This is a genomic window from Bradyrhizobium sp. BRP19 (genome assembly GCF_020194195.1).
Classification (GTDB): Bacteria; Pseudomonadota; Alphaproteobacteria; order Rhizobiales; family Xanthobacteraceae; genus Bradyrhizobium; species Bradyrhizobium yuanmingense.
The window spans coordinates 810724-832387 of sequence record NZ_JADYVZ010000003.1 but is presented as its reverse complement, the minus strand read 5'-3'; the positions used below and the strand labels follow the sequence as shown (position 1 = coordinate 832387).

The following is a 21664-nucleotide window of genomic DNA, read 5'->3' as shown; positions in this document are numbered from 1 at the left end:
TCGCATCGCCCCGGAATGACGAGCTTGCTTCGCTGCGCTAGCAATGACGACGGAGAGACGTCCATGGCCAAAGCCGCAGCCGCCGCAGGGATCGCCACCGGCCAATGCCTCTGCGGCAAGGTCGCCTTCGAGATCGACGTGCCCGCGCGCTGGGCCTGGCACGATCATTCCGCCGCCAGCCGCCGCGCCCATGGTGCGGCCTACGCCACCTATGTCGGAAGCTGGAAGAAGCGCTTCCGCATCACCTCCGGCAAGTCCGCGCTGTCCCGCTACGAGGACAAGGCGACGAAGACCGCGCGCAGCTTCTGCTCGTATTGCGGCACGCCGATCATGTACGAGCGTCCGCGCGGGCCGCACATGGTCAACATCCCCCGCGCCCTGTTCAACGAGCGCACCGGCCGCCAGCCGCTCTATCACATCGCCATCGAAGAGCTGCAGGAATGGGCCTATACCGGCGAGTCCCTGGTGCCGCTGAAGGGCTTTCCCGGCGTCGTCTGGCAGCGCTCGAAAAAGAAGAAGCGCGCGAGCGGGGACGACCCGTTCGAACTCGGGCGGGAGGAGATGTAGCGCCTCTCCCGCGCAACGCAGCCATGACCGCGCTTCCTTGCGCCTCTGCCAGCATCTCGGCCATCATGCTTTCGGTCCTTGCGGCAACGGTCCGCTCCTGGAGGAAACATGAAGAACAAGATCACCGGCCGCTCCGCCTTTCTCGCGCTGCTCAAGGACGAGGGCATCACGCATCTGTTCGGCAACCCTGGAACCACCGAACTGCCGATCATGCATGCGCTGAAGGACCATCCCGATCTCACTTATGTGATGGCGATGCAGGAGAGCCTGGTGGTCGCGATCGCCGACGGCTACAGCCGCGCTTCGGGCAAGCTCGTCGCCTGCAACGTTCACGTCGCGCCCGGCCTCGGCAACGCCATGGGCTCGCTCTACAACGCCCAGTTCACGGGCACGCCGATGATCCTGACGGCGGGCCAGCAGGAGCAGGGCCACGGTCTGATGGAGCCGGTGCTCTATGGTCCGCTGGTGCGCATGGCCGAGCCGCTGGTGAAATGGGCGGTCGAGGTGACACGGCTGGAGGACCTGCCGCGCATCGTGCGCCGTGCCGCCAAGGTGGCGATGACGCCGCCGACCGGGCCGGTGTTCATCTCGCTGCCCGGCGACATCCTCAACAGCGAAGCCGGGATCGATCTCGGCCGCTCCACCCGCATCGATGCGCGCACGAAACCGTCGGACGAGGCGCTGAAGGCCTTTGCCGCACGCCTGCTCAAGGCTGAGCGTCCCGTGATCGTCACCATGGACGAGGTGGTCAAGAGCGATGCTTTGACGGAGGCGGCTGAACTGGCCGAGCTGCTCGGCGCTGCGGCCTATCAGTCCTCGACGCCCTACGGCTCGCACTTTCTGTCCGAAAGCCCGAGCTTCGTCGGCACGCTCGCGCGCGTGCAGAAGGTCGCCCGCGATACGCTCGCGCCCTACGATCTGCTGATCGCGCTCGGCGGCGATCCCTTGCGGATGTCGGTCTATAGCGAGGTCGATGCGCTGCCTGAGGGCCTCGGCATCGTGCAGATCGGCCTCGTCGATTGGGAGATCGCCAAGAATTACGGGGCCGAGATCGCGCTGAAGGCGGATCTGAAGGAAACGCTGCGCGCGCTGATCCCGGTACTCAAGGAGATGGGCGGCGCAGCCCTCGCGAGCCGCGCCAAGCAGCGTCTCGCCGAGCTCGCGCCGAAGAACTGGACCGCGCGCCGCGCGGCGCTGGTCGAGCAGATCGGCAAGAGTGCCGGCCGCACACCGATCGATCCGGACTTCCTCGTGCTGCAAATGGTCGAGGCGATGCCTGACAACGCCATCCTGGTCGATGAAGGTCTCACCTCCAGCCGCCAGATCACGGCCCTGCATCCGCATCGCGACCGCTACGGCTATCACGGGCTCGCCTCCGGCGGCATCGGCTGGGGCCTGCCGGCCTCAGTCGGCGCCAGCATTGCCAATCCCGATCGCCCCGTGGTGTGCTTCTCCGGCGATGGCAGCGCGATGTACTCGATCCAGTCGCTCTGGACCGCGGCGCATCACAAGCTGCCGCTCAACGTCGTCATCGCCAACAATGGCGGCTATCGCATCATCAAGCAGCGCCTGCTCGCCTTCCACGGCGATGACAATTACGTCGGCATGGATTTCGTCAATCCGCCGGTCGATTTCGCCGGCGTCGCCAAGGCACTCGGCTGTGAGGCGATCAAGGTCAGCGATGTCAGCGAACTGAAGGCAACGCTGACGTCAGCGTTCAATCGGCCGGGAACCAAGCTGATCGAGGTGATGGTGGACGGGAAGGTGTAGCCCCGCAGTCGTCCCCGCGAAGGCGGGGACCCCATACCGCGTGATCTATCGACTGCGGCTGGTAGGCGTATCGAGCTCCCGAGTCTTCGCCAAACTACTTCCTGTGGTTATGGGTCCCCGCCTTCGCGGGGACGACAGCCTGGCTGTGGCGCGATCTTCCGCCTACCCCTTCTTCCCCACGCGATACTCCGCCGCGGGATGCGGCGCGTCGAGGCGCGCGCGGCCCTCGCCGAACAGTTTTTCCCGCAACGTGCCCTTGGCGTACTCGCTCTTGTACCTTCCGCGCCGCGTCAGCTCGGGCACCAGCATGTCGGCGATATCCTCGAAATCGCCGGGCGAGATCGCGAACGCGACGTTGAGGCCGTCGACATCCGTCGCCTCGAACCATGCTTCGATCTTGTCTGCGACCATCTCGGGCGTGCCGACCACGACCGGGCCAGCGCCGCCGATGCCGACATGCTCGATGACGTCGCGCACGGTCCAGACGCGGTCAGGGTCGGCGCGGGTCACGTTGTCCATCGCGCTGCGGCCGGCATCGTTCTGGACGTGGCGCACCTGCTGGTCGAGGTCGTAGCCGGAGAAGTCGACGCCGGTCCATCCCGACATCAGCGCCAGCGCGCCTTCTGGGCTGATGTGGCGGCGGTAGTCGGCGTATTTTTCCTTCGCCTCGGCTTCCGTCCGTCCGAGGATGATCGTCATCATCGAGAACATCAGGATCTCCGCCGGATCGCGGCCGAGTGCGGCCGCCTCCTGCCGGATTGCGGAGACGCGCGGCGCGATCACCTTGGCTGACGGTCCCGACATGAACACGCACTCGGCGTGCCTGGCCGCGAACTGCCGGCCGCGCGGCGAGGTGCCGGCCTGGTACAGCACGGGCGTGCGCTGCGGCGAGGGCTCGCTGAGGTGAATGGTGTTGTTGATGCGGTAGTTCGCGCCCGCATGATTGACGCGATGAACTTTTGCCGGGTCGGTGAAGATGCCGCGCTTGCGGTCGCGCAGCACGGCATCGTCTTCCCAGCTGCCTTCCCAGAGCTTGTAGACGACCTCCATATATTCGTCGGCGATGTCGTAGCGGTCGTCATGGCCGGTCTGCTTGTCCTTGCCGGCACCGCGCGCGGCGCTGTCGAGATAGCCGGTGACGACGTTCCAGCCGATCCGCCCCTCGGTGAGGTGATCGAGCGTCGACATCCGCCGTGCGAACGGATAGGGCGGCTCGAAGGACAGATTGCTGGTGACGCCGAAGCCGAGATTTTGCGTCACCGCCGCCATCGCCGACAGCAGCAGCAGCGGCTCGTTCGACGGCGTCTGCGCTGCATTGCGCAAGGCTGCGTCAGGGCTGTTGCCATACACGTCATAGACGCCAAGCACGTCGGCCAGGAACAGCCCGTCGAAACGGCCGCGCTCCAGCGTCTTGGCGAGATCGATCCAGTAGGACAGGCGGTTATACTCGGCGGTACGGTCGCGCGGATGGGTCCACAGGCCCGGTGATTGGTGTGCGACGCAATTCATCGCAAAGGCGTTGAGCCTGATCTCTTTGGCCATGCTGGTCCCTCGGCGCCCTGTACTGATCGCTCTTCGAATGATAGATGTGCGCCCCAACTTGGCGAAGTTCTTGCATATAATTGGCCCTTGGCAAGGGCCAAGATAGAAGGCTTGCGCTTGGCAAGGCCAAAGTCAGCGTCGCAGCTGTGCCTGGCAAGCCAGTCTCAAGGAAGCAAGAACGAAATCCCAAGAGGACCACGAGAAGAGACCTACAAGAAGCGAACTACAAGAACTATCCGAGTCCCCGCCACTTTCGAAGGCCAACCCGCCTCAGGTAAGGTCCTTCGTCTCACATCTCGAAAAGCAAGTATGACCAGAGCCGACGCCATCGCCCGCGCCCGTGAGGATTTCAACTCCGGCGCGTTCCTCGCTGAACTCGATCGCCGCGTCGCCTACAAGACCGAGAGCCAGAATCCGCAGCGCGGCCCCGAGCTGCGCGCCTATCTGGAGCAGGAGATGCAGCCGGCTTTCGCCGCGCTCGATTTTTCCAGCCGCATCGTCGAATCCCCGAGCGGCAAGGCGCCGTTCCTGTTCGCCGAGCATCACGAGAGCGCGTCTGCGCCGACCGTGCTGGTCTATGGCCATGGCGATGTCGTCGACGGCATGGAAGGCGAGTGGCGTGATGGCCGGGATCCCTGGCGCACCAATGCTTCCGGGACGCGCCTCTATGGCCGCGGCACCGCCGACAACAAGGGGCAGCACAGCATCAATATGGCCGCGCTGCGTGCGGTGCGCGAGGCGCGCGGCGGTAAGCTCGGCTTCAACGCCAAGTTCATCATCGAGATGGGCGAGGAGATCGGCTCGCCCGATCTCGGCAAGGTCTGCGATCTCCATCGCGACGCGCTCAAGGCCGACCTGTTCATGGCCTCCGACGGGCCGCGCCTCTCGGCCGATCGGCCGACGCTGTTTCTCGGCTGTCGTGGAGGCATCCGCATCCATCTCGACGTGAACTTGCGCGACGGCGGCCACCATTCCGGCAATTGGGGCGGCGTGCTCGCCAACCCCGCGACCATCCTGGTCAACGCGATCTCCACCCTGGTCGACGGCCGCGGCCGTCTCCAGCTCGATGCCTTGAAGCCGCCGCGGCTGACCAACCAGATCCGCTCCTATCTCGCCGACGTCGAGGTGGTGCCGACTGCGGACGAGCCGGCGCTGGCCGAAAATTGGGGCGAGGAGGGTCTATCGGCCGCTGAACGGCTCTACGCCTGGAACACGCTGGAAGTGCTGGCGATGTCCTCAGGCAATATCGAGAAGCCGGCCAACGCGATTCCGGGCCAGGCCAATGCCGTGCTGCAACTGCGTTTCGTGGTCGGGACGAAGGTTGAGGGGCTGATCGACGCTGTCCGCGCGCATCTGGTCGGACGCGGTTTTCCGATGGTCGAGGTGCGCGCGGCGCAGAGTTTTGCTGCATCGCGCACCGATTTCGACAGCCCGTGGATCAAATGGGCGGCGGATTCGGTGCGAGAGACCACCGGCAAGGCGCCGGCCGTGCTGCCGAATTTCGGCGGTTCGCTGCCCAACGACGTATTTTCCGAGATCCTGGGACTGCCGACGATCTGGGTGCCGCATTCCTATCCCGGCTGCTCCCAGCATGCGCCCAATGAGCACATCCTGCTGCCATTGACCGAAGAGGCCTTGACGGTGATGGCCGGGCTGTTCTGGGATCTCGGCGAGTTGCCAAAGCTACTGACAGGCCCGTTAACCTGAGCCGACAATCCAGCCGAAAGTTACATTCTAATCCGGCCCGATTTGTGCTTGCATCCGGGCCGCATCATCCGAAAGGGGAAGAAAAACGTGAAACATTTCCGTCACATCGGGCTCGCGCTCGCCGCGACCCTCGTCGTCAGCCAAGCCGGGGCCCAGGAGCTGACCGGCACGCTGAAGAACATCAAGGACACCGGCGCCATCACGCTCGGTTTCCGCGATTCCTCGATCCCGTTCTCCTATCTTGACGACAACCAGAAGCCGGTCGGCTTCGCGATGGACATCTGCTACAAGATCGTCGACGCCGTGAAGAAGGAGCTCAAGCTCGACAAGCTCGAGGTCAAGCTCAACCCGGTGACCTCGGCGACCCGTATCCCGCTGATGGCCAACGGCACCATCGACCTCGAATGCGGCTCGACCACCAACAATGCCGAGCGCCAGAAGCAGGTCGCCTTCACCAACACCCACTACCTGACCGCCAGCCGCTATGTCTTCAAGAAGTCGAGCGGCCTGAAGTCGATCGATGACCTCAAGGGCAAGACCGTGGTCTCGACCGCCGGCACCACCAACATCAAGCAGCTCACCGAAGCCAACGCCGCCAAGGGCCTCGGCGCCAACATCATTCCGGCCAAGGATCACGCCGAAGCCTTCCTGATGGTCGAGACCGACCGCGCGGTCGCCTTCGTCATGGACGACATCTTGCTGGCGAGCCTCGTCGCCGGTTCGAAGAACCCGGGCGACTACGTTATCTCCAAGGATGCGTTCTCCAAGCCGGAGCCCTACGGCATCATGCTGCGCAAGGACGATCCCGCGTTCAAGAAGGTCGTCGATGCGGCCACGGCTGCGCTCTACACCTCCGGCGAGGCCCAGAAGATCTACGATAAGTGGTTCACCCAGAAGATCCCGCCGAAGGGCCTGAACCTCAACACGCCGATCTCGGCCGAGCTGAAGAACGAGTTCGCCAAGCCGACGGACTCGCCGAACCCGGACGACTACAAGTAAGATAAAACCTCGATCTTTCGATCGGAATCATGTCCGGCCACTCTTGACACCAGAGTGGCCGGACATTTGCATAGGCCTGAGACTTTCTCTGAAGACGTCCAATGACGGGCGCGTTCGCGCGGGGGGCACGTGAACTACAACTGGAACTGGGGAATCTTCTTCCAGCCGAACCCGATGGGGACCGGCACCTACCTCGACATGCTGCTGTCGGGGCTGGCGCTGACCCTCAAGACCGCGGCGCTGGCCTGGGTGATCGCGCTGATCACAGGCTCGATCGTCGGCGTCATGCGCACGCTGCCGTCGAAGGGCGCCAATTGGTTCGGCTTCGCCTACGTCGAATTCTTCCGCAACATGCCGCTTCTGGTGCAGCTCTTCCTGTGGTTTTTCGTGCTGCCGGAAATTCTGCCGAGGGCGGCCGGGCTGTGGCTGAAGCAATTGCCGAACGCGCCGTTCTGGACGGCGGCGATCGGGGTCGGCTTCTTCATGTCGGCGCGCGTAGCCGTGCAGCTGCAGGCCGGCATCTCCTCGCTGCCGCGCGGGCAGAAGATGGCGGCGACTGCGCTCGGCCTGACCACCGTGCAGGGCTATCGCTACGTGCTGCTGCCGATGGCCTTCCGCATCATCCTGCCGCCGCTGACGTCTGAATTCCTCAACACCATCAAGAACACCGCGGTCGCCATCACCATCGGCCTGCTCGAGCTGACCGGACAGGCGCGCTCGATGCAGGAATTCTCGTTCCAGGTGTTCGAGGCCTTCACGGCCGCGACCATCCTCTATCTCCTCGTCAACGCCGTCGTCGTGACCGCGATGCGCTTCCTCGAGCGCTGGGTTGCGATCCCCGGCTACATCACGGGGAAATAAGCGATGCTCGGCAATCTCGATTTCGACGTCATCCGCCGCGCGCTGCCGTATCTGTTCTACGAGGGCATGACGTTCACGCTGACGCTGACCTTCCTCGCAGCTCTCGGCGGCCTAGTCTTCGGTACGGCGCTCGCCCTGATGCGCCTGTCCGGATTCAAGATTCTCGGGCGCATCGCCGGCATCTATGTCGACTTCATGCGCTCCCTGCCGCTGGTGCTGGTGATCTTCTGGTTCTACTTCCTGGTGCCCTATATCGGGCAGTGGGTGACAGGCGCCTCGCGTCCGATCAGCGTCGGCGCGTTCACGTCCTCGCTCGTCACTTTCATCATGTTCGAGGCGGCATATTTCTCCGAGATCATGCGCGCCGGCATCCAGTCGATCTCGCGCGGCCAGCCGGCCGCGGCGAGTGCGCTGGGGCTGACCTACGCCCAGAGCATGCGCTACGTCGTGCTGCCGCAGGCCTTCCGCAACATGCTGCCGGTGCTGATAACGCAAACCATCGTGCTGTTCCAGGACACCTCGCTGGTCTACGTCCTGTCGATCACCGACTTCCTGGGCGCGGCGAGCAAGGTGGCGCAGCGTGACGGCCGCCTGGTCGAAATGTATCTGTTCGCCGCCGTGGTCTACTTCACCATCTCCTGTATCGCGTCCTACGGCGTCCGCCGCCTCCAGGCGCGCATCGCCATCATTCGCTAGGGCTCCCCGCTCATGATCGAAATCAGCCACGTCAACAAATGGTACAGCCCCACCTTCCAGGTGCTGACCGACTGCACCACCAATGTCACCAAGGGCGAGGTCGTCGTGGTCTGCGGCCCCTCCGGCTCGGGCAAGTCGACGCTGATCAAATGCGTCAATGCGCTGGAGCCGTTCCAGAGCGGCGACATCCTGGTCGACGGCACCAAGGTCAACGATCCCAAGACCGATCTGCCGAAGCTGCGCTCGCGCGTCGGCATGGTGTTCCAGCATTTCGAGCTGTTTCCGCACCTTAAGATCATCGACAATCTCTGCCTGGCGCAGGAGAAGGTGCTGGGCAGGGGGCATGACAAGGCGCAGGCCAAGGCCGTGCAGCTGCTCGAGCGCGTCGGCTTGAAGGAGCAGGCACAGAAATTCCCGGCGCAGCTCTCCGGCGGCCAGCAGCAGCGTGTCGCCATCGCGCGCGCGCTCGCAATGGATCCGATCGTGATGCTGTTCGACGAGCCGACCTCGGCGCTCGATCCGGAAATGGTCAGCGAGGTGCTCGACGTCATGGTCGATCTCGCCCGCGAGGGCATGACCATGATGGTCGTAACCCACGAGATGGGTTTTGCCCGCAAGGTCGCCAACCGCGTCATCTTCATGGACCGCGGCGAGATCGTCGAGGACGCGGCGAAGGACGATTTCTTCGGCAAGCCCCGCAGCGACCGCGCGCAGAAGTTCTTGTCGAAGATTCTTTCGCATTAATCACCGCCACCGTCATTCCGGGGCGCGACGCAGTCGTGAGCCCGGAATCCATAACCACCATCGGGGGTATGGATCCTCAGGTGCGCAATTGCGCACCATAGCTCGCGCTACGCGCGTCCCGGGATGACGAGGGTAGGGTTTATCCAGCCCGCCAAATCCCCTATACCGGTGGCCAAATCCCTTCCCTCCCCAGGAGATCTGCCTTGGACTCGATCGCCTACGTCAACGGCTCATTCGTCCCGCTCTCGGAAGCCAAGATCTCGGTGCTCGATCGCGGCTTCCTGTTCGCCGACGGCATCTACGAGGTCTCGGCCGTCCTCGATGGCAAGCTGGTCGACAATGCTTCGCATCTGGCGCGGCTGGAGCGGTCCGTCGGCGAGATCAAGTTGAAGCTGCCGGAGACCATCGAGCGCATCACCGAGCTGCAGAAGGAGCTGATCGCGCGCAACAAGCTCGTGAACGGCCTCGTCTATCTCCAGGTGACGCGCGGCGCCGACAAGGGGCGCGACTTCCCGTTTCCCAAGTCCGACGTCGGGTCGAGCCTGGTGATGTTCACGTCCGAGAAGGACATCATCAACGCCGCGGTGGCCAAGACCGGCATCAATGTCATCACGGTGCCCGACATCCGCTGGGAGCGCCGCGACATCAAAAGCGTGGCGCTGCTGGCGCAGGTGCTGGCAAAGCAGGCCGCGGCGGAAGCCGGCGCCGGCGAAGCCTGGATGCTGCAGGATGGCTATGTGACCGAAGGCGGCTCGTCCACGGCGTTCATCCTGACCAAGGACGACGTCATCGTCACCCGCCAGAACTCCAACGCGATCCTGCCCGGCTGCACCCGCAAGGCCGTGATTGCGCTTGCCGAGGAGCGTCAGCTCCGCGTCGAGGAACGCTCCTTCACGGTCGCCGAAGCGCTCGCCGCCAAGGAAGCGTTCATCACCAGCGCATCCTCTTTCGTGCAGCCGGTGGTCGCCATCGACGGCAAGACGATCGGCGACGGCAAGCCCGGCCCGATGGCGACGCGCCTGCGCGAGATCTACGTGGACTTCGCCAAGGCGACGGCGGTGTAAGCGGCATACGTAGCTGTCGTAGGGTGGGCAAAGGCGCGCTTGCGCCGTGCCCACGCCTTCTCCCGTTTTTGCTGAAGAATGGTGGGCACGCTTACGCTTTGCCCACCCTACGAGACCGTCCGTTGCCGTCGGTTTAAGCCACTGACGCCTTCACCTTCAGCGGATGCACGGCGCGGAATGCGATCGCGATCCTGTTCCAGGCATTGATGGCACCGATCAGCATGGTCAGGTTCACCGTCTCCTCCTCGGAGAACTGCGCGCGGACCTGTTCGTAAGTCTCGTCGGGCGCATGCGTCTCGGCGATCAGCGTCACCGCTTCGGTCCAGGCCAGTGCGGCGCGCTCGCGGTCGGAATAGAGCGGGGATTCGCGCCAGGCATTGAGCAGGTAGATGCGCTGCTCGGTCTCGCCGCGCTTGCGGGCGTCCTCGGTGTGCATGTTGATGCAGAAGGCGCAGCCGTTGATCTGCGAGGCCCGGATCTTGACCAGCTCGATCAGCGATTTCTCCAGGCCGGTCGACTGGATCTGCTGCTCAAGCGCCACCAGCGCTTTGATCGTATCGGGCGCGGCCTGGTAGTAGTTCATGCGGGGCTTCATGGTCGTTCTCCTTTTCGTTGGTTGATCAGTGGGCTCCGCCGGCCGAGACTTGGCCGGGCCTCTTCAGAAAGAATACGGCGATGAGAGCGACGATCAGCGCCATTCCGAGCAGGTAGAACGTGTCGCTGAAGGCGAAGATGAAGGCCTGCTTCTGTACGGTATGGCCGATCGCGACATAGGCGCGATGCGCGGCGTCCGCACGGTCGATAACGCCGTGATTGACGAAATATTGCGTGAGCTGCTCGAGCCGCGTGCGCGTGGCCTCTTCGAACACAGAGACCGACTGCATCAGCACGTTGGAGTGATATTGCTCGCGCTTGGACAGCACGGTTTGCAGCAGCGCGATGCCGACGGCGCCGCCGAGATTGCGCATCATGTTGAACAGGCCGGAGGCCGAGCCCGCATTCTCCGCTTCGATGCCTGCGGTCGCGACCGCCGACAACGGCGCCATCACCAGCGCCTGGCCGATGGCGCGCACGATATTGGGCCACAGCAGCTGGTCGGCGGCATAGTCGTTGGTCATGTTGATGTTCATGAAGTTGGATGCTGCGAACAGAACGAAGCCGACGCCGATGATGATCCGCGCATCGAACTTCTGCATCAGGCGCGGCACCAGCGGGATCAGCAGGAGTTGCGGCAGCCCGGTCCAGGCCAGCACCATGCCGATCTGCTCGGCATTGTAGCCCTGAATACGCGCCAGATATTGCGGCAGGATGAACACGGAGCCGTAGAGTGCAATGCCGAGCAGGAAGTTCGCGAGCATGCCGAAGCCGAAATTGCGACGCACGAGCAGGCGCAGATTGAGCAGTGGCTTCTTCACCGTGAGCTCGATGATCAGGAATGCCGTCAGCGCAACAGCGGCGATGATCGAGAGCTTGACGATGAACGGCGAGCCGAACCAGTCGTCCTTGTTGCCTTCCTCCAGCACGGTCTGGAGCGCGGACAGGCCGATCGCCATGGTGATGATGCCGGCCCAGTCGCCCTCGCGAAGCAGCGCCAGCTTCATCGGCTTGGGCTCGAGCGCGTACCAGAGCATGCCGACCATCATCGCGCCGGGAACCAGGTTGACGTAGAAGATGTATTGCCAGCCGAAATTCTCGGTGAGATAGCCGCCGATGGTCGGGCCGATCGCCGGCGCGAAAGTCGCCGACAGCGCGAACAGCGCAAGGCCGACCGGCTGCTTGGCGCGCGGCAGCAGCATGATGATCAGCGTGAAGGCCATCGGGATCAGCACGCCGCCGGTGAAGCCCTGGATGGCACGCAGCACGATCATCTGCGACAGATCCTGCGCCAGTGCGCAGGCCGCGGACAGAACCAGGAACAGGATCGCGTTGGTGAGGAGATAGATGCGGATCGAGAACACCTGCGCGAGCCAGCCCGACAGCGGGATGACCACGATCTCGGCGATCAAATAGGAGGTCGAGATCCAGCCGCCGTCGTCGATGCCGGCGCCGATCGCGCCCTGAATGTCCGCGAGCGAGGCGTTGACGATCTGGATGTTCAGAACCGCCATAAAGGCGCCGAGCGTGGCGCCGATCACCGCGATCCAGGTCTTTGTCGACACCGCCGGCGCGGCGGATGCTACGGGGGCGGGAAGATTGGCGGAGGTGGCGTTGAGGGCCGGTTGGAGCGTGCCCATGGCTTCAACCCCCATTCGCGCGGGGCGTATTGTCGGCAAGGCGCTTGGCCGTCTCGCGCTCGGCCAGCACCGCCTGTTTGGTGTCGACGGTCGGCACCGCGGACATGCCGGGCCGCAGCAAGCCGGTGAGGCTGTGGTCGTCGAGGACGATCTTCACCGGAACGCGCTGCACGATCTTGGTGAAATTGCCGGTGGCGTTGTCGGGCGGCAGCAGCGCGAATTCGAGCCCGCTCGCCGGCGACAGGCTGTCGACATGGCCGCGCAGGCTGATGTTGCGGAAGCTGTCGACGTGCAGCTCGACCGGCTGGCCCGGCCGCACATGCGTGAGCTGGGTCTCCTTGAAATTGGCGACGACGTAGACGGCGTCGAGCGGCACCACCGCCATCAATTGCGTGCCGGCCTGCACGTATTGGCCGACACGCAAGCTGCGGGCGCCGACCGTGCCGTCCACCGGCGCGGTGATCTCGGTATAGGACAGGTTCAGCGCCGCCTGCTGCGCGACCGCGCGGGCGCGTTCGAGCTGGGCGGTGGCCTGGGCGCGCTGGGTGGTGAGCACGTCGACCTTGCGCTGCGCGGCGACGAGGCCGGACTTGGCATGCTGCAATTGCGCGCTGCTGGCGCGCAGCGCCGCGTCGGTCTGCTGCGCGCGCTGGATCGTGCCGGAGCCCGACTTCATGAGGTCGTCGTAGCGGGCGCGCTCCTCCTGCGCGAATTTCAGATTGGCTTCTGCAGCGGCGACGTCGGCGGTGCTCTGTTCAATGATCGGCTGCTGCAGTTCGAGCTGGGCGTCGATGTTGCGGACCGAGGCTTCGCCGGCAGCGACGTCGGCTTTCGCCTGGTCGAGCGCCGCCTTGAAATCGCGGTCGTCGATCTTGGCCAGCAGCTGGCCCGCCCGAACCTTCTCATTGTCGCCGACCAGCACCTTGGCGATGTAGCCGGAGACTTTCGGCGCGACGATCGTGGAGTCCGCCTTCACATAGGCGTCGTCGGTGGATTCGAGGTAGCGGCCGTTGGTCCAGTAATCGTGTCCGTAGTAGGCCATGGTCGCAGTGCCTGCGAGCAGCGCGAGCGCCAAGGCCGCGCGCCGGACCCTGTTCCGGGCCGGCATAGCGGGCGGCGCCTTGGCGTAATCGCGCGTGATTTCAGTGGCTTGCTGGAAGGTCTCGGTGCGGGGCATTTCGGACATTGCAGTCTCCTGTCGGCTCGCTGAGACTATCGGTCTTGCTGGCCCGGATGATAATTGGCTAGATTCTGGAAGGATTATCCATTCAAGGTGGATAATCTGAGCGGTCACCCTGGTTCGTGATGTCTACCGGGTCAGGCGAGCGGCTACGCCAGCGCGATTGCCGCGCGATTGCTGCTGAGGCGCACATCCCAGTCAAGGAAAGCCATGGATCGATTGACCAGCCTCGAAGTGTTCAGCCGGGTGGTCGAGACCGGCGGCTTCTCCGCAGCAGCCCGCAAGCTCAACATGTCGACCACCATGGTGAGCAATCACGTGCAGGCATTGGAAGACCGGCTCGGGGTGCGGCTGCTTCACCGCACCACGCGCAAGGTCAATCTGACCGAGATCGGGAAGGCGTATTACGACCGCTGCGTCCAGATTCTCGCCGATATCGAACAGGCCGACGACATCGCGAGCGAATTGCAGTCGGTGCCGCGCGGCACGCTGCGCATTCACGTCGCCACGCACATGGTGCCGTTCGTCGCGCCGATTGCGGCCAAACTGCTGTCGACCTATCCGGAGCTCAAGATCGATCTGCGCATGGGCGAGGCCGAGGTCGACCTCATCGAAGAAGGCTATGACGTTGCCCTGCGCATGACACAGCCACCGGATTCAAGCCTGATCGTGCGCAGCCTTGCCACCTGGCGCCACGTGCTGTGCTGCTCCCACGATTACATCGAGAAGCACGGCCGGGTGCAGAAGCTCGACGAGCTCACCGGGCACAATTGTGGTCGGCACTTGAACTATCCGTTCGGCGACGAATGGCGCTTCCTCGATCGTAAGGGCACGCCGGCCTCGGTGCGCGTCTCCGGCAGCTTCGTCACCAATAGCGGAGAAGCGCTGCGCGAGGTCGCGCTGGAGGGCGCCGCAATCTGCCTGATGGCGGGGTTCCTCATTCAGGATGATCTCGAAGCCGGCCGCCTCGTGCGCCTGTTGCCGGAATATCGGACGGTCGAGCTCTCCATGAACGCGGTCTATCCGCATCGTCATCATCTGTCGGCGAAAGTGAGGACCTTCATCGACCTGCTCGTGCACCACAGCGCCGAGCAGCAGAAGCTGATCAACCCGTATTCATGAGACCTTTCACCGCCGGCTCCACGTGCGGCAGAAAGCGTGTTGACAACGCCGAGTTGCCTGCAACAATACAACCTGAGATATGAATGATGTATTTGGGACCGAGGCATTCGGTTCGATTCTTTTTTGATACGACGTTTCGTCCAGGCCAGCTTTCTAGCTTCTCCTCTTCCATCTGTTGCTCTTCCATGTTTGACCGATCGACCGGGGGCAAGCCGGTCAACGTTCGCTTGCGTGAGAGCTTCGCAAGGGATTGGCGGCATCATCCTGTGATGGAGCTGGATGGCTTGGTCTGGCCCGACTGCGGCTCTAGGGAGGCTTCGATGACCATTGCCAGAACAGGATGGATTGCGACTTTGCTGCTCGGCCTCGTGATGGCGGGTGGCGTGCAGCCTTCTCCTGCTGCGGCCGACGATGTGTGGCCAGTCAAGAACAAGCTGATCGGCAAGGACGGAGGCAAGTCGAAGGATGTCAGCGGCATCGCCTGCACGACCGCTGATGGGTTTCCCCGTTCGTGCCTCGTTATCGACGACAATCTCCAGGGCGCTCAATTCATCGAATTGACCGACGGCAAGCTCGTCGCCGGCAGCCCCGTGAAGTTGATCGACAACACGTTCAATGGCAAGGCGCTCGAACTTGATGGCGAGGGCGTCGCCTTCTCCAAAGGGCAGTATTACGTCATCGGCTCGCATGGCCATCCGCGGGACAAGGACCACAAGCTCGACCCCAAGAAAGATGCCGATAAGATTCGGGCGAGGATTGCCGCAAGCAGCCAGATCGTTCGGTTCCGCACGACGGGGGCAGATGGCAATGCGTCGGGCATCGAGCGTACAGGGCAATTGCGAGAGGTCATCGCGGCCGAACCTGCGCTTCTCGAGTTCATGGATATCAGGCTGGAGAAGAACGGCTTGACCATCGAGGGCCTGGCGATCAAGGACGATCGGACGTTGCTCGCGGGATTCCGGGGCCCCGTCTTGAACGACAATCGCGCCGTCGTCCTCTCGGTAGAGATAGACGCGCTGTTCGGTGATCGAAAAAGCACGACTCACCGGCTGTTCCGACTTCCGCTCGGTGACAACAGGGGTGTACGCGATCTCGCCGCGTTCGGCGATCGCACCCTCATCCTGGCCGGTCCTGCTGCGGACGGGCCGGGAGCCTACGCAATATATTCTTGGGACGGAGCGTCCGAGACCGTGCGGCTATTGAAGGAACTCCCGTTCGATCCAAAGCGAAAGCCGGAGGGACTGCTGCCGTTGGGCGCGACTTCCGCCGGACTGCGGGTCCTGATCGTATTCGACAGCGATAAGGAAGGTACGCCCACCCCCATCGAAATACCACGATGAACGGGATCGGACCTCCCCTCGCCTTGTCCAGCCGGCCGAACGAACGAGGCGCCACCTTCCAGCATTTCCGGAGGGAGTCCGTCAGCGAGCCGGTGGCGGCAAGCGCCCGAACGCAGCCTCGAGCGCCATGCCGATCGCGAGCAGGCGGGGATCGCTGCCGGCGGGGCCATCGAGCTCAAGCCCGATCGGCAATCTGCTGCTGGCGCCGAGCGCGATCGGGATCTGGATGCCGGGAATCCCGGCATTGCTGCCTGGGTCCGTGTTCTGAATGAACAGGCCGAAATTCTCGAGGCTGCTGGACTCCGGATTGGAGGGAATGGCGACGCGCGGCGTGGTCGGGAAGGCGATCGCATCGAGCCGGTTGTCGGCAAAGCTCCTGGCGTACAGCGCCTGCAGCGCGGGGCGCGCAATCTCGATCGCGGCGTCGTAGATCGGCTTGGCGTCGACCAGGGTGCCGTCGGGACCAGGCAGCTTGCGCGGGATCACCAAGCCGTCATAGGTGCCCTTCACATCGGCGCTGGCGATCTGCTCCGCCAGTGCCGCGATGGAGAGGCCGGTGCCGGTGTGCCTGAGATAGACGACCAGATCGTCATAGGCCTCGTACAGCGCGACGGGAAAGCTGACCTGGGCGTCGAGCTCTGCCAGTTGCGGCATCTCGATCCCGACGACCGTGACGCCTTGCACCTTCATTTTCGCGACGGCTTCCTGGAACGCGGCCTCGGTGTCGGCATCGAGATTGGCCAGCATCGATCTCGCGAGGCCGACGCGGACCTGCGTCAGATCCGCCGGCGCAAGCGCATCGCCACCGGCGATGACGCGGTCGAGCAGCGCGACATCCGCTATGGTCGCAGCCATCGGGCCTGCGGTATCGCGGGTGTGCGAGATCGGCGCGATGCCGTCTTGCGGGTAGCGGCCGACCGTCGGGCGCAGCGAGGCGCATCCGTTCAGGGCGGCAGGCACCCGCACCGATCCGCCGGTGTCCGTGCCGAGCCCGCCGGCGACGATCCGTGCGCCGATCGCCGCGCCCGTGCCTGACGAGGAGCCGCCGGCGATCAAAGTGCGATCATAGGCGTTGCGCACGCCGTACTCGGCGCCGGTCTTGAACGCGGTGTTGTAGCCGGAGATGCCGAAGGCGAGCTCGTGCATGCTGGTCTTGCCGATGATGACCGCCCCGGCATCGCGCAGCTTTGTCACGACAGGCGCGTCGGCCTTCGGAATGTAATCCTTCAGCGCCGGTGTGCCGGCGCTGCAGGGCAGTCCCGCGACCTCGATATTGTCCTTGATCACGATAGGTACGCCGCCGAGCGGCTTTGTCTTATCGCCTGCCGCGTCGAACGCGGCCGCGGCCTTCAAGGCGCCGGCTTCGTCCAGGGTGACAAAGACATTGAGTTCGGCGTTGGCCTTGGCGCGGGCCAGGGCTTCCCGGGTGAGTGCGGTGCTCGTGAATGTCCCGGCGGCGAGGCCGGCCGCGGCCTCGGTCAGTGTCAACTGGTCGAAATCCATGATGCATCACCCGATCGCAGGAGGCCATCAGAGCGTCCCTTAAGGAGCAGAGGCTGAAGCGTCCGCGGCGCCGCGTCAACCGGTGGCGTGCATCCTTGCCGGCGATGGCGTGTCCAGTTCGGCGAGCAGCCGCTCGACGTCGGCCTTCACCTGCACAACCGCGATGTCCTTCACCGGGCCATAGCCGCGGATATCCATCGGGCCTTTGGCGATCGCCACGAGATTTGGCAGATGCGCCGCATCGAGCTCGCCCAGCATCCGCTCGATCAGGCCTTCATACCAGGCGATCAGTTCACGCTCTGCGCGCCGTTCCGCGGTGTAGCCGAACGGATCGAAAGGCGTGCCGCGCAGTGCTTTCAAGCGCGCGAGCATGGCCAGAGGCACCTGAATCCACTGGCCGAAGGCGCGTTTGCGCGGACGTCCCCGTGCATCGCGCCGCGACTTCAGGAACGGCGGGGCGAGGTGGTACTGGATGCTGAAGCCGTCCTCGAATTCACGCTTCAGCTCGTCGAGAAAGCCGCTTCGCATGTGGAGCCGCGCCACCTCGTACTCGTCCTTGTAGGCCATCAGCTTGAACAGGCCGCGAGCGACCGCCTCCGTCAGCGCCTCACTGTTCAGCTTGGCCTCGGCATTGCGGACCTTTCCGACCATCGCCCGGTAGCGCGCCGCGTAGGCGTCGTCCTGATAGGTCGTGAGGAACTCGGCGCGCCGGGCAATGATCTGGTCGAGCGTCTCGGCTTCAGGTGCCTTGTCCGAGGTCGGCAGAAAATCCGGATCGGCAGCGGCGATCCGGCCCCAGGCAAAGGCCTGCTTGTTGCGCTCGACCGCGACGCCGTTGAGCTCGATCGCGCGGAGCAGCGCCTGCAGCGAAACAGGGACGAGACCGCGCTGCCAGGCAAAGCCCAGCATGATGATGTTGGCGTAGACGGCATCGCCGAGCAGGCGCTCGGCCAGCGCATTGGCATTGAACCTGTCGAGATTGTGATCGCCGATGACCTGACCGATTGCGCGCAGGCGGCTTGGCGCAGCGAGATCGGCGTCGCGGAAGCGGACCACGTCGCCGGTCGGCATTTCCGCGGTGTTGACGGCGGCACGGGTGCCGCGGCGATATGTGCCTGATGCCTTGGGCGAGGAGCTGACGACGAGGTCGCAGCCGATCAGCGCATCGGCCGCGCCCTGGTCGATGCGAACCTGGTGCAGCGCCTCGGGGCTCGCGGCCAGGCGAATGTAGCTCAGCACAGGCCCGAATTTCTGCGCAAAGCCGGTGAAGTCGAGCACCGAAACGCCGCGGCGTTCCAGATGCGCGGCCATGCCGATCAGCGCGCCGACGGTGATCACGCCGGTGCCGCCGACGCCGGTCACCAAGAGATCGTAGGGCCGCTCGAGCGTTGCGGGCGCGGGCAGGGGTAGTGTGGCGGCGCGGTCGGCCGCGTCGATATGGCTCGCGCTCTTCTTCCGCCGCGTCGCGCCTTCGACCGTGACAAAGCTCGGGCAGAAGCCGTTGAGGCAGGAAAAATCCTTGTTGCAGGCCGACAGATTGATCTGCCGCTTGCGGCCGAACGGCGTCTCCTTCGGCTCGACGCTGAGGCAGTTGGATTCGACCGAGCAGTCGCCGCAGCCTTCGCAGACGAGGTCGTTGATGTAGGCGAAGCGCTTGGGATCGGCCATCTGCCCGCGCTTGCGCCGGCGCCGCTTCTCGGTGGCGCAGGTCTGCTGGTAGATCAGCACCGAGACGCCGGGAACCTGGCGCAGCTCGCGCTGCACGGCATCCATCTCCTCACGCGGATGGATGGTCACGCCGGATGGCAGGTCGGCCGGCCTGAATTGCGCGGGATCGTCCGACACCAGGGCGATGCGCTCGACACCTTCGGCGCGGACGCTGTGGGCGATGGCATGGACGCTGACGGGCCCGTCGACCGGCTGGCCGCCGGTCATGGCGACCGCGTCGTTGAACAGGACCTTATAGGTGATGTTGGCCTTGGCCGCGATCGCCTGCCGGATCGCCATCGAGCCGGAGTGATAATAGGTGCCTTCGCCGAGATTCTGGAACACGTGCTTGCGGCCGGTAAATCGCGATGAAGCAGCCCAGTTCACGCCCTCGCCGCCCATCTGGATCAGCGAGGAGGTCTCGCGGTCCATCCAGCTCGCCATGAAGTGACAGCCGATGCCGGCGAGCGCCTTCGATCCTTCCGGCACTTTGGTCGAGGTGTTGTGCGGACATCCCGAGCAGAAATAGGGCGTGCGCGTCGCGCCGCTGACATTGATCGTTCGCGCGGCTTCCGGCATCAAGGCGGCCGCGCGCGCGGCGAGATTGAGACCCGGAAACATCGGATCGAGCCGGCGCGCGAGCACGTTCGCGAGCGCGCGAGGCGACAATTCGCCGATCCAGGAGATCAGCCGTACGCCGGTTTCGTCGTGCTTGCCGACCATGCGCTCGGGCTTGCTGCCGGGATAGTCGTAAAAATACTCCTTGAACTGGCTCTCGATGATGCCGCGCTTCTCCTCGACCACCAGGATCTCGCGCTTGCCTCTCACGAACTCCATCGCGTCGTGCAGCGCCAGCGGCCAGACCATGCCGACCTTGTAGACGTCGATGCCGATGCGGCGACAGGCCGCTTCATCGAGGCCCATCAGCCGCAGCGCTTCCATCAGGTCGAGATGCGCCTTGCCGGTGGTGACGATGCCGTAGGTGGCGCTGGGGATATCGTAGATGTGCCGGTCGATCGGGTTGGCCTTGGCAAAGGCGTAGACCGCGTGCTTCTTCGCTTCCAGCCGTTCCTCGATCTGCGGGCCCGGCAAATCGGGCCAGCGATAGTGCAGGCCGCCGGGCGGCGGCGTGAAGTCTGGCGTGCGGAAGAGGCGCGGCGGGCGCAGCGCGACGGATGCGCCTGATTCCACGATCTCGGAGATCGCCTTGAAGCCGACCCACATGCCGGAGAAGCGGCTCAGCGCGTAGCCATATTCGCCGAACGCCAGATATTCGCCGACGTCCGAGGGGTGCAACGTCGGCATGAACCAGCTCATGAAGGCGACGTCGGACTGGTGCGGCATCGAGGAGGAGACGCAGCCATGGTCGTCTCCGGCGACCACCAGCACGCCGCCATGCGGCGAGGAGCCATAGGCGTTGCCATGCTTGAGCGCATCGCCGGACCGATCGACGCCCGGGCCCTTGCCGTACCAGAGCCCGAACACGCCATCGACCTCGCGGTCGCCTTGCGTCTCGACCTGTTGCGAGCCGAGTACAGCTGTCGCCGCGAGGTCCTCGTTCACGGCGGGAAGGAATTCGATGCGGTCCTGCTTGAGCCGCTGCTGGATGCGCCAGAGCTCGAGATCGATGCCACCGAGCGGCGAGCCGCGATAGCCGGAGATGAAGCCGGCGGTGTTGAGCCCGGCCGCACGGTCTCGTCGCGCCTGGTCGAGTGCGATGCGGACGATGGCCTGCGTGCCCGTGAGGAAGACGCGGCCCTCCTCGCGTTCATAACGATCGGAGAGCTCGTAGGTGTCGAGTGACGGAATGGCGTCCATGGCGGACCTCGCGCGGCATCCTGCCCAGTGCTGGAAAGTTATGCCCGGGCCGCTGGTAGGTCTTACCTATTTATCCCTTCTGTTACGGAAATTCGGTACAATTTTGCATGCAGGCGCCCAATCTGGTAGATCTGCTCGAACTGGAGCCTCCCATGATCGAAGAGCAGGATACCCGCATTCTCGCCCATCTCCAGCGAGATGGCCGCGCCACCAACCAGCAACTCGCCGACGGGGTCGGCATGTCCACCTCGGCCTGCTGGCGGCGGGTGCGGGCGCTGGAGGAGAGCGGCGTCATCCAGGGCTATGCGGCGCTGGTCGCGCGCGAACGGGCAGGCTTTGCGATGTCCGCCATCCTCCACGTCTCGCTGGAGCGGCACGATGCGAAGTTCGTCGATGAATTCGTGGCGAGGGTCACGAAGCGCCGCGAGGTGCTGGAGTGTTTTGCGACCACCGGGGACGCCGATTATCATTTGCGCGTCGTCGTGCAGGACATGGCGGCCTACAACCGCTTCCTCGACGAGTTCATGTTCCGCATCCCCGGCATCCGTTACGTCCGCAGCAACGTGGTGCTGAAGGAGATCAAGACCAGCGTGGCGCTGCCGTTTTGAAGGAGGTGCTACGGCACCGCGATATCAACCTCCCGTAAACCAACACAGGCTGCAAACTGGTAGACGGAACATGCCATTCGTCGGCGGTTCGGCGTCGCAGCGGTATTCCGGTCAGTTTTGTCGCGCTCGTTCGCAGCTCGTTCACTTTGATCGACGGTTTGCGCCGCGCAATAACGACCACTTAGGCGATCGCCGCGCATAA

At 64.3% G+C, this 21664-nt stretch carries 17 protein-coding genes; 11 read left to right on the top strand and 6 right to left on the bottom strand.

What is annotated here, in order from left to right:
* Positions 1–63 precede the first annotated feature (63 nt).
* Positions 64–567 (top strand): GFA family protein, encoded by a 504-nt coding sequence (locus I6F36_RS14175; protein WP_225171608.1) that lies wholly within the window; start codon positions 64–66, stop codon positions 565–567.
* A gap of 108 nt (positions 568–675) precedes the next feature.
* Positions 676–2337 (top strand): thiamine pyrophosphate-binding protein, encoded by a 1662-nt coding sequence (locus I6F36_RS14170; protein ID WP_225140875.1) that lies wholly within the window; start codon positions 676–678, stop codon positions 2335–2337.
* Positions 2338–2499: 162 nt separating this feature from the next.
* Here I6F36_RS14170 and I6F36_RS14165 read toward each other — a convergent pair whose 3' ends face one another.
* Entirely contained in the window at positions 2500–3879 is a 1380-nt protein-coding gene (locus I6F36_RS14165) for an LLM class flavin-dependent oxidoreductase (protein ID WP_036021046.1), read from the bottom strand.
* Positions 3880–4188: 309 nt separating this feature from the next.
* Here I6F36_RS14165 and I6F36_RS14160 point away from each other — a divergent pair, with 309 nt between their 5' ends.
* The 6 genes from I6F36_RS14160 to I6F36_RS14135 all read left to right on the top strand — a co-directional run bounded on the left by I6F36_RS14160 (position 4189) and on the right by I6F36_RS14135 (position 9950).
* Positions 4189–5586, top strand: a complete 1398-nt coding sequence (locus I6F36_RS14160) for a M20 family metallopeptidase (protein ID WP_225171607.1) — start codon at positions 4189–4191, stop codon at positions 5584–5586.
* A gap of 87 nt (positions 5587–5673) precedes the next feature.
* Positions 5674–6585, top strand: coding sequence for an amino acid ABC transporter substrate-binding protein (locus tag I6F36_RS14155; protein WP_036021110.1), 912 nt, complete (start codon positions 5674–5676; stop codon positions 6583–6585).
* 129 nt (positions 6586–6714) lie between these two features.
* Positions 6715–7446, top strand: coding sequence for an amino acid ABC transporter permease (locus I6F36_RS14150; protein ID WP_035997279.1), 732 nt, complete (start codon positions 6715–6717; stop codon positions 7444–7446).
* Between the two features lie 3 nt (positions 7447–7449).
* The gene (locus I6F36_RS14145; RefSeq protein WP_035997282.1) at positions 7450–8142 is read left to right on the top strand and encodes an amino acid ABC transporter permease; all 693 of its coding nucleotides are present in this window, start codon (positions 7450–7452) and stop codon (positions 8140–8142) included.
* Between the two features lie 12 nt (positions 8143–8154).
* Entirely contained in the window at positions 8155–8886 is a 732-nt protein-coding gene (locus I6F36_RS14140) for an amino acid ABC transporter ATP-binding protein (RefSeq protein WP_036036333.1), read from the top strand.
* Positions 8887–9089: 203 nt separating this feature from the next.
* Positions 9090–9950: a D-amino-acid transaminase gene (locus tag I6F36_RS14135; RefSeq protein ID WP_225139401.1), complete on the top strand. Its 861-nt coding sequence runs from the start codon at positions 9090–9092 to the stop codon at positions 9948–9950.
* A gap of 133 nt (positions 9951–10083) precedes the next feature.
* Here the strand turns inward: I6F36_RS14135 and I6F36_RS14130 are convergent, their stop codons facing one another.
* From I6F36_RS14130 to I6F36_RS14120, 3 genes are read right to left on the bottom strand one after another with little or no spacing between them, the layout of a single operon-like run.
* Positions 10084–10545: a carboxymuconolactone decarboxylase family protein gene (locus I6F36_RS14130; RefSeq protein ID WP_225139400.1), complete on the bottom strand. Its 462-nt coding sequence runs from the start codon at positions 10543–10545 to the stop codon at positions 10084–10086.
* Between the two features lie 25 nt (positions 10546–10570).
* Entirely contained in the window at positions 10571–12184 is a 1614-nt protein-coding gene (locus I6F36_RS14125; protein WP_225171606.1) for an MDR family MFS transporter, read from the bottom strand.
* Between the two features lie 4 nt (positions 12185–12188).
* The gene (locus I6F36_RS14120) at positions 12189–13370 is read right to left on the bottom strand and encodes an HlyD family secretion protein (protein WP_225139398.1); all 1182 of its coding nucleotides are present in this window, start codon (positions 13368–13370) and stop codon (positions 12189–12191) included.
* Between the two features lie 204 nt (positions 13371–13574).
* On the opposite strand from I6F36_RS14120, the gene I6F36_RS14115 reads away from it, so the two are divergent.
* Both I6F36_RS14115 and I6F36_RS14110 read left to right on the top strand, forming a co-directional pair.
* The gene (locus I6F36_RS14115; RefSeq protein WP_035997299.1) at positions 13575–14486 is read left to right on the top strand and encodes a LysR family transcriptional regulator; all 912 of its coding nucleotides are present in this window, start codon (positions 13575–13577) and stop codon (positions 14484–14486) included.
* A gap of 320 nt (positions 14487–14806) precedes the next feature.
* Entirely contained in the window at positions 14807–15826 is a 1020-nt protein-coding gene (locus I6F36_RS14110) for a DUF3616 domain-containing protein (RefSeq protein WP_225171605.1), read from the top strand.
* A gap of 81 nt (positions 15827–15907) precedes the next feature.
* Here the strand turns inward: I6F36_RS14110 and iaaH are convergent, their stop codons facing one another.
* Positions 15908–17329, bottom strand: coding sequence for an indoleacetamide hydrolase (gene iaaH, locus I6F36_RS14105; RefSeq protein WP_225126579.1), 1422 nt, complete (start codon positions 17327–17329; stop codon positions 15908–15910).
* 75 nt (positions 17330–17404) lie between these two features.
* Positions 17405–20854 (bottom strand): indolepyruvate ferredoxin oxidoreductase family protein, encoded by a 3450-nt coding sequence (locus tag I6F36_RS14100; protein ID WP_225171604.1) that lies wholly within the window; start codon positions 20852–20854, stop codon positions 17405–17407.
* Between the two features lie 152 nt (positions 20855–21006).
* On the opposite strand from I6F36_RS14100, the gene I6F36_RS14095 reads away from it, so the two are divergent.
* Positions 21007–21462 carry an Lrp/AsnC family transcriptional regulator gene (locus I6F36_RS14095; RefSeq protein WP_036021113.1) on the top strand — a complete coding sequence of 152 codons (456 nt, stop codon included), beginning with the start codon at positions 21007–21009 and terminating at the stop codon, positions 21460–21462.
* Positions 21463–21664 lie beyond the last annotated feature (202 nt).

Excerpts from the sequence above, each read along its gene's own strand:
- I6F36_RS14170 (WP_225140875.1), top strand. The coding sequence starts at position 676 with ATGAAGAACAAGATCACCGGCCGCTCCGCCTTTCTCGCGCTGCTCAAG.
- I6F36_RS14140 (WP_036036333.1), top strand. The coding sequence starts at position 8,155 with ATGATCGAAATCAGCCACGTCAACAAATGGTACAGCCCCACCTTCCAG.
- I6F36_RS14175 (WP_225171608.1), top strand. The coding sequence starts at position 64 with ATGGCCAAAGCCGCAGCCGCCGCAGGGATCGCCACCGGCCAATGCCTC.
- I6F36_RS14165 (WP_036021046.1), bottom strand. The coding sequence starts at position 3,879 with ATGGCCAAAGAGATCAGGCTCAACGCCTTTGCGATGAATTGCGTCGCA.
- I6F36_RS14120 (WP_225139398.1), bottom strand. The coding sequence starts at position 13,370 with ATGTCCGAAATGCCCCGCACCGAGACCTTCCAGCAAGCCACTGAAATC.
- I6F36_RS14095 (WP_036021113.1), top strand. The coding sequence starts at position 21,007 with ATGATCGAAGAGCAGGATACCCGCATTCTCGCCCATCTCCAGCGAGAT.
- I6F36_RS14130 (WP_225139400.1), bottom strand. The coding sequence starts at position 10,545 with ATGAAGCCCCGCATGAACTACTACCAGGCCGCGCCCGATACGATCAAA.
- iaaH (WP_225126579.1), bottom strand. The coding sequence starts at position 17,329 with ATGGATTTCGACCAGTTGACACTGACCGAGGCCGCGGCCGGCCTCGCC.
- I6F36_RS14100 (WP_225171604.1), bottom strand. The coding sequence starts at position 20,854 with ATGGACGCCATTCCGTCACTCGACACCTACGAGCTCTCCGATCGTTAT.
- I6F36_RS14110 (WP_225171605.1), top strand. The coding sequence starts at position 14,807 with ATGACCATTGCCAGAACAGGATGGATTGCGACTTTGCTGCTCGGCCTC.
- I6F36_RS14160 (WP_225171607.1), top strand. The coding sequence starts at position 4,189 with ATGACCAGAGCCGACGCCATCGCCCGCGCCCGTGAGGATTTCAACTCC.
- I6F36_RS14115 (WP_035997299.1), top strand. The coding sequence starts at position 13,575 with ATGGATCGATTGACCAGCCTCGAAGTGTTCAGCCGGGTGGTCGAGACC.
- I6F36_RS14145 (WP_035997282.1), top strand. The coding sequence starts at position 7,450 with ATGCTCGGCAATCTCGATTTCGACGTCATCCGCCGCGCGCTGCCGTAT.
- I6F36_RS14125 (WP_225171606.1), bottom strand. The coding sequence starts at position 12,184 with ATGGGCACGCTCCAACCGGCCCTCAACGCCACCTCCGCCAATCTTCCC.